Annotated in this window: 8 protein-coding genes; 5 read left to right on the plus strand and 3 right to left on the minus strand. The window is 71.5% G+C overall.

Features of this window, described 5'->3' with window-relative positions:
• Positions 1-16: 16 nt before the first annotated feature.
• From ACWD02_RS21280 to ACWD02_RS21290, 3 genes are all read right to left on the minus strand, one after another.
• Positions 17-1,903, minus strand: a complete 1,887-nt coding sequence (locus ACWD02_RS21280; protein WP_451212916.1) for a DUF2264 domain-containing protein — start codon at positions 1,901-1,903, stop codon at positions 17-19.
• A gap of 51 nt (positions 1,904-1,954) precedes the next feature.
• Positions 1,955-4,396 carry a polysaccharide lyase 8 family protein gene (locus ACWD02_RS21285; protein ID WP_451212919.1) on the minus strand — a complete coding sequence of 814 codons (2,442 nt, stop codon included), beginning with the start codon at positions 4,394-4,396 and terminating at the stop codon, positions 1,955-1,957.
• A 215-nt stretch (positions 4,397-4,611) separates the two neighbouring features.
• The gene (locus ACWD02_RS21290) at positions 4,612-5,712 is read right to left on the minus strand and encodes a LacI family DNA-binding transcriptional regulator (protein ID WP_451212922.1); all 1,101 of its coding nucleotides are present in this window, start codon (positions 5,710-5,712) and stop codon (positions 4,612-4,614) included.
• A 206-nt stretch (positions 5,713-5,918) separates the two neighbouring features.
• Here ACWD02_RS21290 and ACWD02_RS21295 point away from each other — a divergent pair, with 206 nt between their 5' ends.
• From ACWD02_RS21295 to ACWD02_RS21315, 5 genes are all read left to right on the plus strand, one after another.
• Positions 5,919-7,382 carry a M1 family metallopeptidase gene (locus ACWD02_RS21295; RefSeq protein WP_451212925.1) on the plus strand — a complete coding sequence of 488 codons (1,464 nt, stop codon included), beginning with the start codon at positions 5,919-5,921 and terminating at the stop codon, positions 7,380-7,382.
• Positions 7,379-9,613, plus strand: coding sequence for a right-handed parallel beta-helix repeat-containing protein (locus ACWD02_RS21300; RefSeq protein WP_451212927.1), 2,235 nt, complete (start codon positions 7,379-7,381; stop codon positions 9,611-9,613). Before ACWD02_RS21295 ends, ACWD02_RS21300 begins: the two co-directional genes overlap by 4 nt.
• Before the next feature lie 57 nt (positions 9,614-9,670).
• Positions 9,671-10,855 carry a Gfo/Idh/MocA family protein gene (locus tag ACWD02_RS21305; RefSeq protein ID WP_451212930.1) on the plus strand — a complete coding sequence of 395 codons (1,185 nt, stop codon included), beginning with the start codon at positions 9,671-9,673 and terminating at the stop codon, positions 10,853-10,855.
• A gap of 141 nt (positions 10,856-10,996) precedes the next feature.
• A complete protein-coding gene (tdh, locus tag ACWD02_RS21310) occupies positions 10,997-12,025 on the plus strand; it encodes an L-threonine 3-dehydrogenase (protein ID WP_451212933.1) in 1,029 nt (342 codons plus the stop codon).
• Positions 12,026-12,066: 41 nt separating this feature from the next.
• Positions 12,067-13,266, plus strand: coding sequence for a glycine C-acetyltransferase (locus ACWD02_RS21315; RefSeq protein WP_451212936.1), 1,200 nt, complete (start codon positions 12,067-12,069; stop codon positions 13,264-13,266).
• Positions 13,267-13,306: the final 40 nt, after the last annotated feature.

Consider the following 13,306-nt stretch of genomic DNA (forward strand, 5'->3'; position numbering starts at 1 on the left):
CCGCGGGATCTGGCGCTCACACCTCCAGGCGAGTGCCGTCGGGGAACAGCAGACGGACCGTCCCGTCCTCCACGGTGCAGGCGATGGACTCCCGCAACGCCTGGGGCAGGAGGGCATCTTGGGACAGGGCGACCAGCGTGACGTGGAGGCCGGTGCCGCCCGGGTGCCCGGCGAAGGTCAGGTAGGGCGTCGCCGAGTGCGGGCCGTAGGCGTTGGCGGCCACCTCGCGGGCGACGCCCGCCTGCTCGTCCCAGCCGTGCAGGGCGACGACGGCACTGGTCAGCCCGGCTTCCGTACGGGTGAGGGCCCAGCCGGGCCCCTGCTCGGCGTACGGCTGTGCCGCGTCGGCCACCGCGTATCCGCCCTCGCGTACGGTCACGCCTGCCGGGGCCTGTACGCGGTGGACGCGGATCTCCCAGGGGCCGTGCAGTGCGCTGGTCGTCTCGACGGGAAACTCGCCCTCGAAGCCCGGCAGTTGCGCGTCGTGGCGGGAGGCGGCCACACGGCCCTCGCAGCGCACCGGGTGGATCCGGCGGCGGCGTGAGGGTGTGCCGTCCGGCGCGAGGAGCGCGAGGTGGTTGTCCACGGTGCGTTCCCACGCGCTCGGGGCGGTCTCGGGGGCGGTGGCCGTGGAGTAGCCGAACTTGGCGTAGTGCGGGTCGTCGGCCGCGGGGCCTTCGAGGGGGTTGTGGTCACTTCCGTGGTTGATCAGGCGGACGATGCCGTCGTGGCGCGTGCCGTGCAGGAGCCAGCCGGGCTGGGGGAGCGCCGTGTACTGGTCGGACTCCTCGACGGGGAGCGGGAGTTCGCGTTCCGTCCACACCGGGTGGTCGGCCGGCAGGAGCAGACCGAGGAAGCCTTTGCTCGCCCAGTACGGGGATGCCGGCCCCGAGTAGGCCTGGGTGGAGGGCAGGAAGGTCCCGTACCAGCCGAGTGGAAGCAGCCCGCGCTCGTCGGGTACGCCGCGCTCCACGAAGTGCCGTGCGGTGCCGGACGCGAGCCGCCGGGTGAGGCCGGGCGCCAGGGGCGTGCAGTCCGCGAGGGCGCCCATCCAGACGGGGGCGGTCGCCGCAAAGCGGTACGTCAGGGAGCGGCCCTGGTGGACGGGGGCGCCGTCGGCTCCGAAGAAGTGCGGGTAGGCGGCGAGGAACTGGGCCAGCCGCTCGCGGTAGACCTTGGCGCGCCCACCGTCGTCCGGGCCGGCCATGCGGGCCCAGAGCAGCGGGTACAGATGCATCGCCCAGCCGATGTAGTAGTCGAAGTTGCGGCCGTCCCCGTCGCTGTACCAGCCGTCGCCGCGGTACCAGTCCTCGATGCGGTCGAGCCCGCCGTCGATGTCCGCCTTGCTGTGCGGGGCGCCGACGGACGCCAGGAACTGCTCGGACACCACCTGGAAGAGGCGCCAGTTGTTGTCCCACGTCCTGCCGCCGACGAAGCCGGAGAACCAGTCCACGACCCGCTCCTGGACCCGGGTGTCGAGCTTGTCCCAGATCCAGGGGCGGGTCTCGTGCAGAGCGATCGCGATGGACGCCGCCTCCACCATCTGCTGTGAGCAGTCGCTGAGTTCGGGCCATGCCTCACCGCCCGCTGCGGCACGGTCCGTGCCCGTTGTCAGACCCTGCGCGTAGCGTTCGACGAGGTGAGGGTCCACCTCGCCGCCCGCTCCCGCGATCCGGAAGGAGGCGAGGAGGAATGACCGCGCGTACCCCTCGAGGCCGTCCGACACGACCCCCGACCAGCTGCCCCGGCCCGGCAGCCGGTACTGCGCGAAGTGGGGCGTCGCGTACGGGAGGAGGGCCTCCAACTGCCGGTCGGCGAGCGCCTCCCAGTGCGCGCGGGTCCAGCCCGTGAGCGGGGACAGGACCCGGTCGGTGGGCGGCAGGGCCAGGTGCGGTGCGGGCATGGTGGGTCCGTGCTTCCTAGGGGTGGGGTCTTCCGGGTGAGGGTGTGCCGGTCACCTCAGGTCCGCGGTGTGCGTGTGGCCTCGCGAGCCCTCGACGCGGACGGTGACGACGGGGCGGCGCCCCGGGGTGACGGTGACCGTGTCATCGGCGCGGACCACCTTCCGTACGGGGAGGGGCAGTTCCAGGGAGACGGTCGTGCCGGTGCGGCCCGGGTCGGCCACGGCCAGCGATATGCCGGCGCCGTCGCGTCGGACGATCACGGTGCAGGGGCCCGACGCCGAGATCCCGGCCGCGCTGCCCGGTCCCCAGAAGTGTGCGGCGATGAGTCCGTGGCGGCGGGCCTCGACGGCCTGGGCGGTGGCGTTGTTGGCGACGACGCGGACGGGCCGTGAGTGGGCCCAGACGGCGGTCGCTGCCGCGCTCGCTCCGGGAAGGAGGACGTAGGTGTACGAGGATGAGGTGGGGGAGACGCCGTGGTCGAGCCACAGGGTCAGATAGCGGCGGGTGAGAGGGGTGGTGCTGCCTCCGGTGTCCGCGCCGGTGTTGATCGCGCGCCAGGTGCCGGTCCGCTCCTCGCGCAGGGCGTTGAGGCGGGCGCCGCCCCGGCCGTGCGAGGGCTGTCCGGGGTCGTCGGGGAAGACATAGCCGCCGGTGCCGTCCAGGTGGGCCCAGCGGGCGCCGGGCAGGGGCGCCGACCAGCCGGTGCGTGAGGGCTGACGCCGGCCGTCGACGGTCAGCCGGGGTGCCCCGTCCTCGTACAGGTTCCGGTTCTCGACGACCGTCTCGATGGTCCGGCCGTCGCTCGCGGTGATGTCCGCGCCCAGGGCGACGACCGCGTTGTCCAGGAAGAACCACGCCTTCCTGGCACGCAACGTGCTGCCGTCGGCGAGGAGTTCCATGGCGGCCGCGCCGAATCTCGCGTCGAGTACCGCACCGCCCGCGACGGCGTTCTTCGGCCGGTAGGTACCCGTGCCCGCGCCCGAGCCGATGTCGGCGCGCTCGCGGGTGTCCACGGTGGTGCCCGGCAGGCGGTACGGATCGACCGTCGCCCAGAAGCCGTCCCCGAACTGCCCCAGGTCGTCGCCGTCGTACAGATAGGTCATGCCGTCGCCGGTGTACCAGCCGTGCAGGTTCTCGCCGTTGCCCGCCTCGTACGCGGCGATGCGCTTCGAGGAGAGCGAGAGCGTGAGCGCCCAGCCGGGGCGCCGGTGCACCGCCCGGTCCATGTCGGCGAACGCGAAGTGCCCGGTGAGCCGGCCGGCGGCGGGCACCGCGGGGTCGTCGATGACGGCCTTGGCGCGGGCGAGTGCCGGGACGCCCACCAGACTCAGGTAGGGGTGGGACTTGTTGCGGCGGATCCACCCCTTGGCCAGCGCGCGCCAGCGATCGGCGTACGCGGCGGGAGCCCCGCCCGCCAGTTGCAGGATGTGGGAGAGGGCCGCCGCGCCGTCCTTGTGGTCCGGTGCCTTCTCGCGGGACGTCGCCCGGCCGCGCACCGCGTCCATCATCAGCCCGTCGAAGACGACCGGCGAGAACGTCCGGTCCACCGCCTCGTACAGCACGGACGTCTTCGGATCGGTGACCGCCCACTCGGAGTCCGCGAGCAGCGCGATGAGCTGCCCCGCGCTGCCGAGCAGGACACTGCCGTACGTACCGGTGTACGCGACGGAGCCGTGCTGCACGAAGGACCCGTCCTCGTAGAAGCCGTCGCCCGAGGTGACGTAGGTGAACAGGCTGTTCCTGCCCTTGTCCCGGACGTCGGACAGGCCGTCGCGGGCCAGCGCCAGCGTGGCCGCGTCCCGCGCGAGCAGCCCGCGCAGCGCGACGATGACGGCCTTGTCGGCGCGGTTGGCTCCCGTCTCGGACAGGGTCGGGGAGTTGGTGCGGCGGTCCGGGTTCGGGCAGAACTTCGCCACCGCGGCGACGTACGCCGTCAGGTCGGCCGCCGCGACCTTCTCGCGCAGCAGGACACAGGTGTCCATCAGGGCGCGGGGCGCGCCGATCTCCCAGAACCACCAGTTGCCGGCTTCGGGGCGCCCGGGGTTGTAGGCGTCGTCGTGCAGGAAACGCAGGGCTGCGAGCAGGGCGTCCGCCGCTTCGGCGCTGCCACTGAGGGAGGTGCCGGGCGTGGCCCAGGCCGTGGCGATCGTGCGCAGGCGGGTATAGCTCTGGCCGAAGTTGCCCGCGTCCTTCGCGGGGGAGAGGTCGGCCCACAGGGCGGTACGGCCCGCGGACCGGTCCAGGTCACGCCACCAGCCGGAGGCCTGGGTGTCCAGGACCTTCAGCGCCGCCGCGAAGTCCGGGTCCTCGGGGTCGAACGTGCCGCCGGTGAGTTGTGCCGCGGCGCGGGCGAGCAAGGGCTCGTACGGGTCGGCGTCCGGGGCGGCCCACGCCGTGCCGCCGATCGACGGTGCCACGAGGGCGGATGCGGCACTCGCGGCGAGGAGCGTACGACGGCTGGGACCGGTGGAGCCGGAGCTGGGCGTGCGCATGGGGAACTCCCGTGTGGCGTCGGGGCATCGGAGTGTGGGGAGTGCGGGCGTGAGCGATTCCGCGACAGCATGTAAGCGGTTGCTGTGAGAGGGCAAGAGGGTCCGGCATCTTTCTACGTTTTTCTTTCCTGGCCCGGGTGTACGTCAGGCCGCGGTCAGGGTTAACCGGTTACTGCGAAGGCCGCCGTGCCTACTGTGAACGCCGCCCGCCGGGTCTACTGCGAACGCCGCCGCGCGACCGAATCCCGCACCACGATGTGCGTGCCCAGCGTCAGACCGCCCCCGGTCGGCTGCCGCCAAGCGTCGGTCTCGGTCTCGGCCTCCGTGTCCGGGACCGCGAGCCGCACCGCCTGCCGGCCCATCTCCTCCAGCGGCACGTGCACCGTGGTCAGGCGGGGCCGCAGGGCCTGGGCCATGGGTACGTCGTCGTAGCCGACCAGGGAGACGTCGTCGGGGACCCGCAGTCCGGCCTCCTCAAGGGCCTGCAGCGCGCCGATCGCCACCATGTCGTTGGCGGCGAACACCGCGCTGAACGTCAGCCCCGACGCGAGGAGTTCGGCCAGCCGCCGATGTCCGAACGCGGGGCTGAACGCACCGGTGCGGACCAGTTCCGGCGCGTACGGGACGCCGCGCAGCTCCAGGGCTCTGCGGTGCCCCGCCACGCGGTCACGGGTGGTGGAGAGGTCGGGCGGCCCGCCCAGATAGAGGATGCGGTCGTGGCCTTGGGTGATGAGGTGGTCGGTGAGGGCGAAGGCGCCCCCTTCGTTGTCGTACTCCACCGAGAGGGTCGGCACGTCGCGGCCCACCGAAGGCCGTCCGCACAGCACGAGGCGCGACCCGCCCGCGTGCAGGTCCCGTGCCCTGCGGGCGACTTCGCGGGCGTACGCGCGATCCGAGTGCGCGCCGCCGACCAGGACCACCGCGTCCGCCCGCTGTTCGTGCAGCAGGTCGACGAAGGCCAGCTCGCGTCGCGGGTCGCCGTGGGTGCAGCAGACCATGCAGAGGCGTCCGGCCGCCGAGGCCGCGCGTTCGACGCCCCGCGCTATGTGGGCGAAGAACGGGTCGACGACGTCCTGCACGATGATGCCGACCGTCCGGCTCGATGTCCCGGCCAGCGCCCGTGCGTGCGCGTTGACGACATAGCCGAGTGCGCGGACGGCCTCCTCGACGCGCTCCCGGGTGGCCCGCGCCACCGGATAGTTGCCGTTCAGGACGCGGGAGACGGTGGCCGATGAGACCTCGGCGTGTGCCGCGACGTCGATGACCGTCGCCCGTCGCCGCTGCGGGCCGTGCCCTGCCGCCGCTGCCGTCGCCATGTTCTCGGCCCTCTTTCTCGTGCGGGTTCGGCGTGGCTTGTCGCGCGGTTTCCCGCACCCCTTACGGGGTCCGCCCCACCCGGCGTGGACAGTAAGCGTGTACCGAAACAGGCCCGTGACGCCAGAGAGGAAGGGCGGGGAGTTCAGAAACGCAGGGGCTCCTGGGTGTTGACGGCGACAGTAAGCGATTACTACGTTGCGGCCCCATGGCTGAGAACAGGACCCGAACCGTACGTGCTCGCACCGTCCGTGCCGCGACGGCGACCGCGGCCGCCGCCGCCACTCTCGCGCTCGCCCTCCCCGCCCACGCGGCGCCCTTCGACCCGTCCCCGGGAGCGGACGGCGTCGGCGACCCGCTGTTCCCGACGCTCGGCAACGGCGGCTACGACGTCCGCCATTACGATCTGTCCTTCGACTTCACGCCGGTGACGTACGACTTCACCGGCACCATGAAGATCAAGGCGAGAGCCACCCAGGACCTGTCGTCCTTCAACCTCGACGTCGACTCCCTGGCCATCGACGCGGTCAAGGTCAACGGCAAGAAGGCCACCTGGACGATCGCGCCCGGTCAGAGCGGCCAGGAACTCACCGTCACCCCGGCGGGCGCCCTGCGCGACCACCGGGCCTTCGACGTCGAACTGACCTACCACGGCAACGGCAGGACCAAGCCGATCGGCCAGCCCGGCTGGCGTCACATGTCCGACGGCGGCTTCGCCTCCGCCGCCCAGGCCTCCCGCGCCGACACCTTCGCCCCGGTCAACGACCACCCCTCCGACAAGGCCACCTGGTCCTTCCATCTGACCGCCCCCGACGGCTGGACGCCCGGCGCCAACGGCAACCTCACCGGCACGCGTGACGCCGGGGACGCGAAGACCTGGGACTTCTCCCTCAAGTCCCCCATGGCGCCCGAGCTGTTGGGGATCTCCGTCAACAAGCAGACCTACCTCTACGGCCGCGGCCCGCACGGCGTGAAGCTGCGCCACCTCGTCCCCGAGGACCAGCAGGCGAAGTACAAGCCCATCGCCGAGGAGACCGGCGGCCAACTGGCGTGGCTGGAGAAGACCCTCGGTGTGCGCTACCCGTTCGACACGTACGGCGTGCAGATCGTGCGGGACGGATACAGCGACGCGTTGGAGAACCAGACCCTGTCGCTCTTCGGCCCTTCGTGGTTCGACCGGCCCACGTACTCGACCACCATGGTCCACGAACTGACCCATCAGTGGTTCGGCGACTCCGTCACCCCCACGACCTGGCAGGACGCCTGGCTGAACGAAGGCCCCGCCGTCTACTACGCGGCCGTGTGGGCGGACCAGAAGGGCTTCCAGCCCATCGAGGAGAAGATGAGGACCGCGTACGCCGAGCTCGACGCGGTCCGCAAGACCGACGGGCCGCCCGGCAAGCCCACCGGGCTCGGCGGCTTCAACATCTACGACGGCGCGGCGGTCACCCTGTATGCCCTCAACCAGCAGATAGGGCAGAGGGAGTTCCACGCCGTCATGAAGGAGTGGCTGACCGAGCACCGGCACGGCAACGCCTCCACCCAGGACTTCGTCGACAACGCCGTCGAGGTCACCGGCGACGACTCGGTCGGCACCTTCCTGAACCACTGGCTGTTCGACCTCGACAACCCGCCCATGCCGGGCCACCCGGACTGGGGGGTCGCGAAGTGAGGCGCCCGTCCTTCATCGCGGCGGCTGTGGCCCTCGCCGCCCTCGGGGCCGTCATCACCCCGCAGGGCGCCGCCCAGGCCGCCCCGGGCCCCAAGGTCGTCCACGCGTCCCCGAACGGTTCGGGAAAGTCCTGCACCGCCACCCGTCCCTGCACTCCGCAGGTCGCCCGCGACGCGGCCCGCTCCGTGAGCGGACGGGACGTGCGGATCGAACTCGCCGACGGCACATATGAGTTGAGCGAGCCGCTGAAGCTGGGCGCGGCCGACTCCGGACGCGACGGGCACACCGTCACCTGGACCGCCGCGCGCGGCGCCCGCCCCGTCCTGACCGGCGGCAAGGCGCTGACCGGCTGGGACAGGAGCGCCGACGGCACCTGGACGGCCGACGTCCCCGAAGGGGTCACCCCCCGCCAGCTCTTCGTGGACGGGGAGCGGGCCGTGCGCGCGCGGGGCGAGGTCTGTGCGGCGAGCACCTGCGACGCGACGAAGACCGGCATGACGGGTGCCACCGCCACCGGCATCGACAAGTGGCGGCGCCCCACCGGGGCGGAGGCCGTCATCAAGGTCCGCTGGCGGGACTACCACTGCCGGATCGCCTCCGTGGACGGCGACCGGATGACCTTCGCGCAGCCCTGCTGGACCAACTCCGCGAGCGGCACGAACCGTACGGGTCCTGCCTGGGACTCCACCACCGTCGACTCGGCGCGCTACTCCGGAGTGGCCTTCTTCGAGAACGCCCGCGAACTCCTGGACAAGCCCGGCGAGTTCGTCTGGGACGCCGACGACCGCACCGTCACCTACCTCCCGCGCAGGGGCGAGGACATGCGTCACGCGCGCGTGCTCACCCCGGTGACCGAGAACCTCATGGTCATCGACGGCGCCCACGACGTACGCGTGCAGGGCATCGGCTTCGCCCACGCCGCGTACCGTCAACCGTCCACCGACGAGGGGTATGCGGGCACCCAGGCCGGCCTCACCCTCACCGGGGCGAGCGGGCCGGTCGACCACGCGGGCCGTCACTACACCAAGCCGAGCGCCGCACTGACGGTCCGGGGCAGCCGCCATGTGGCGGTCAGCGGGGCCGAGTTCACGCACCTCGGCGGCGCCGGAGTCGTCTTCGAGGCGGGCACCAAGGACTCCTCGGTCACCCGCTCCCGCTTCACGGACCTGTCGTCCGGCGCCGTGTACGTCGGCGACACCGAGCCGAAGCCGGCGGCGGAACGCGCGGGGGAGCGGAACACCGTCGCGTACAACACGATCCGCCGCGCCGGAGCCGAGTACACCGACGCCGTCGGCATCTGGGCCGGGTACGAGGCCGGGCTGACCGTCGACCACAACACCCTCGACGACCTGCCCTACTCGGGGATCTCGGTCGGCTGGGGATGGAACCAGCCCGAGGCCCAGGAGTCCGTCCTGCGGGACAACAGGATCACCGGCAACCGGATCACGAACGTGATGCGCGTCGAGCACACCCAGCACGACGGCGGCGCCATCTACACCCAGGGAGCCCAGCCCGGCACGGTCGTCTCCGGCAACTACATCAACCGCTCCGCCTACGAGAACACCGAGCGCGACGGCAACGGCATCTACCTCGACGAGCAGTCCTCGTACATCCGCGTCGAGGGCAATGTGATCACTCGCGTCGGCTACAAGTGGGTCTCCAACTGGGCCGATTACGGCATCCGGAACCGCGCGACCGGCAACTGGACCGACACCGACGCACCGGCCCTCACCGGCACCGGATCGACGATGGAGGGAAACCACACCAAGCTCGACCGGCTGCCCGCGCGGGCGCTCGCCGTGGCGGCCCGTTCGGGGGCGCACGGAGCGCCGGCCGAGCAGCTGCGCCCCGACCTCGCCCGCACGGGCACCGCCTCCCAGTCCTCCACGGACGGCGCGGCCCCGGCGGCGCACGCGACCGACGGAGACACCACCACCGACACCCGCACGCTGTCCGAACCGGGCGCCTGGTGGCAGGTCGACCTCGGCGAGACGCGCCACGTGGGACAGGTCGAGGTCTGGAACAACACCTCCATGACCACGGCCGACTTCGACGTGCAGCTCGCCAGGACCGCGGACTTCTCCGACGCGACGACCCTGCGTGTCCGCGGACCAGCGCTCCGGCCCACACTCCTCGACACGGACGCGGAAGCCAGATACATAAGGATCAAGCTCACCGGCACGGGACGCGTGGCGCTCGCCCACGTACTCGTGCACCCTGCACGTACATAGCGACACCCGCACTCGCACAGGCATTTGTGCACAGGTATTGGTACGGAAAGGCACACCATGACCGACCTCCGTCTCGGCGTCCTCGGCTACGGCTTGCGCGGTTCGCTCGCCCGCACAGCACATCGGCCGGGCGCGGGCTCCCGCGTCACCGCGCTCGCCGACCATGACGTCACCGCGCGGACGGAGGCGGCCGTGGCCTTCCCCGGCGCCCTGATATCCACCGACCACCGCAAGGTCGTCGAAGACCCGGACGTCGACGCCGTCGTGATCCTCACCCCCGACCACACCCACGCTCAGCTCGCCTGCGAGGCGCTGCGCGAGAACAAGCCCGTCTTCGTGGAGAAGCCCCTCGACATCGGCATCGAAGCCTGCGACGAGATCCTGCGCACCGCGTACGAAACGGGAACGCGTCTCTACGTAGGCCACAACATGCGCCACATGCCCGTGGTCAGGCTGATGCGCGACATCATCGGGCGTGGCGAGATCGGCCGGGTCAAGACGGTTTGGGTACGCCACTTCGTCGCCTACGGAGGCGACTGGTACTTCAAGGACTGGCACGCCGAACGGCAGCACACCACCGGCCTGTTGCTCCAGAAGGCCGCCCACGACATCGATGTCCTGCACTGGCTCGCCGACGGCTACACCCGCCAGGTGCAGGCCCTCGGCGACCTCATGGTCTACGGGGACAACCCGCGCCGCGAGCCCGGCGAGCCCAAGACGGACGACTGGTACACCAAGGACGGCCACTGGCCGCCGCACACCCAGCGCGACCTCAACCCCGTCATCGACGTCGAGGACGTCTCCCTGGTCAACATGCGCCTCGACAACGGGGTGTTGGCCTCCTATCAGCAGTGCCACTTCACGCCCGACTACTGGCGCAACTACACCGTCATCGGTGACGCGGGCCGCCTGGAGAACTTCGGCGACGGCCCCGGCGGAGTGGTGAAGGTCTGGAACGCGCGCCGCTCGACCTACCGACCCGAAGCCGACGCCGAGTACGCGGTGCCTGACGCCCAGGACGAGGGCGGGCACGGCGGCTCCGACCCACTGCTCATCGAGGAGTTCGTACGGTTCGTGCGCGAGGGAGGGCGCACCGACACCTCGCCCGTCGCGGCCCGGATGGCGGTGGCGGCGGGCGTACGCGCCACGCAGTCGCTGCGCGACGGGGGCACACCGCGGGAGGTGCCGGTGCTCGACCCGGAGATCGTCGCCTACTTCGAGCGGGGTCAGACCCGGGCCTGAAGGGGGCCGGAGGAGGGGCCTGAAGGAAAGCTGCGGCGGCGCTTAAGAAATCCTCGATGGACCAGGGCGCCGCCGTACGGAAGATTCCTGTGTCGTCGGTGGAAGAAGCGACGTACGAGACGTTCGACAGGAGCCGTTGCGTTGAAGGCGCTGGTCAAGGAGAAGGCGGAGCCGGGTCTCCGGCTGATGGACGTGCCGGAGCCGGTCATCGGCCACGGGGACGTCCTGATCAAGGTGCTGCGCACCGGGATCTGCGGGACCGATCTGCACATCCGGGCCTGGGACGGCTGGGCGCAGCAGGCGATCGAGGCGCCGCTGGTCGTCGGGCACGAGTTCGTCGGCGAGGTCGTGGAGACCGGGCGTGACGTCGCCGACATCAAGATCGGCGACCGGGTCAGCGGCGAGGGCCACCTGGTCTGCGGCAAGTGCCGCAACTGCCAGGCGGGCCGCCGCCACCTGTGCCGCGCCACGGTGGGGCTCGGCGTCGGCAGGGACGGGGCGTTCGCGGAGTTCGTCGCGCTGCCCGCCTCGAACGTGTGGGTGCACCGCGTCCCCGTGGACCTCGACGTGGCCGCGATCTTCGACCCGTTCGGCAACGCCGTGCACACCGCGCTGTCCTTCCCACTGGTCGGCGAGGACGTCCTGATCACCGGGGCGGGGCCCATCGGCCTGATGGCCGCGGCCGTGGCCCGGCACGCGGGCGCCCGCAACGTCGTCATCACCGACGTCAGCGAGGAGCGCCTCGAACTCGCCCGCAAGGTCGGCGCGAGCCTGGCACTGAACGTCGCAGAGACCTCGATCGCCGACGGCCAGCGCGAGCTCGGCCTGCGCGAGGGCTTCGACGTCGGCCTGGAGATGTCCGGCAACCCCGTCGCGATGCGCGACATGCTCGCCAACATGACGCATGGCGGCAAGATCGCCATGCTCGGTCTGCCGGCCGAGGAGTTCGCCGTCGACTGGTCCCGGATCGTCACCTCCATGATCACGATCAAGGGCATCTACGGCCGCGAGATGTTCGAGACCTGGTACTCCATGTCCGTGCTGCTCGAAGGCGGCCTCGACCTCGCCCCCGTGATCACCGGGCGCTACGGCCACCGCGACTTCGAGGCGGCCTTCGACGACGCGGCGAGCGGCCGCGGCGGCAAGGTCATCCTCGACTGGACCTCCTGAACCACCTCGGCCGTACCGCTCAACTCCCAAAGGACTCAAGCATGTTCGACTCCGTACGCGACGACCTGCGCACCACCCTCGACGAGATCCGCGCCGCCGGACTGCACAAGCCCGAGCGCGTCATCGGCACCCCGCAGTCCGCCACGGTCGCCGTCACCGCGGGGGGCCGCCCCGGCGAGGTGCTGAACTTCTGCGCGAACAACTACCTCGGCCTCGCCGACCACCCCGAGGTGGTCGCCGCCGCGCACGAGGCCCTGGACCGCTGGGGCTACGGCATGGCGTCCGTGCGCTTCATCTGCGGTACGCAGGAGGTGCACAAGGAGCTGGAGGGGCGCCTGTCCGCGTTCCTCGGCCAGGAGGACACGATCCTCTACTCGTCCTGCTTCGACGCCAACGGCGGGGTCTTCGAGACGCTGCTCGGCGCCGAGGACGCGGTCATCTCCGACGCCCTCAACCACGCGTCGATCATCGACGGCATCCGTCTGAGCAAGGCCCGCCGCTTCCGCTACGCCAACCGCGACATGGCGGACCTGGAGCAGCAGCTGAAGGAGGCCTCCGAGGGCGGCGCCCGCCGGAAGCTGATCGTCACCGACGGCGTCTTCTCCATGGACGGCTACCTCGCCCCGCTGCCGGACATCTGCGACCTCGCCGACCGCTACGACGCGATGGTGATGGTCGACGACTCGCACGCCGTCGGCTTCGTCGGACCCGGCGGACGCGGCACACCCGAGCTGCACGGCGTCATGGACCGCGTCGACATCATCACGGGCACGCTGGGCAAGGCGCTCGGCGGGGCCTCCGGCGGCTACGTCGCCGCCCGAGCGGAGATCGTCGCGCTCCTTCGCCAGCGCTCGCGCCCGTACCTCTTCTCGAACACCCTCGCCCCGGTCATCGCGGCGGCCTCGCTCAAGGTCCTCGACCTCCTGGAGTCGGCAGGCGACCTGCGCGAGCGGCTCGCCGCGAACACGGCGCTCTTCCGCTCGCGGATGACCGAGGAGGGCTTCGACATCCTGCCGGGCGACCACGCGATCGCCCCGGTGATGATCGGCGACGCCTCGGTCGCGGGCCGCATGGCCGAGCTGCTCCTTGAGCGCGGCGTGTACGTGATCGGCTTCTCGTACCCGGTGGTGCCGCAGGGCGCGGCCCGTATCCGCGTCCAGCTGTCGGCCGCGCACTCCACCGAGGACGTGAACCGTGCGGTGGACGCCTTCGTGGCGGCGCGTGCGGAGCTGGACGCCTGACGGTGCCCGGCCACCCTCGGGCGACTGGAGGGCTTGGCCG

The organism is Streptomyces sp. NPDC002853 (genome assembly GCF_053591915.1).

Excerpts from the sequence above, each read along its gene's own strand:
- ACWD02_RS21280 (WP_451212916.1), bottom strand. The coding sequence starts at position 1,903 with ATGCCCGCACCGCACCTGGCCCTGCCGCCCACCGACCGGGTCCTGTCC.
- ACWD02_RS21285 (WP_451212919.1), bottom strand. The coding sequence starts at position 4,396 with ATGCGCACGCCCAGCTCCGGCTCCACCGGTCCCAGCCGTCGTACGCTC.
- ACWD02_RS21290 (WP_451212922.1), bottom strand. The coding sequence starts at position 5,712 with ATGGCGACGGCAGCGGCGGCAGGGCACGGCCCGCAGCGGCGACGGGCG.
- ACWD02_RS21295 (WP_451212925.1), top strand. The coding sequence starts at position 5,919 with ATGGCTGAGAACAGGACCCGAACCGTACGTGCTCGCACCGTCCGTGCC.
- ACWD02_RS21305 (WP_451212930.1), top strand. The coding sequence starts at position 9,671 with ATGACCGACCTCCGTCTCGGCGTCCTCGGCTACGGCTTGCGCGGTTCG.
- ACWD02_RS21315 (WP_451212936.1), top strand. The coding sequence starts at position 12,067 with ATGTTCGACTCCGTACGCGACGACCTGCGCACCACCCTCGACGAGATC.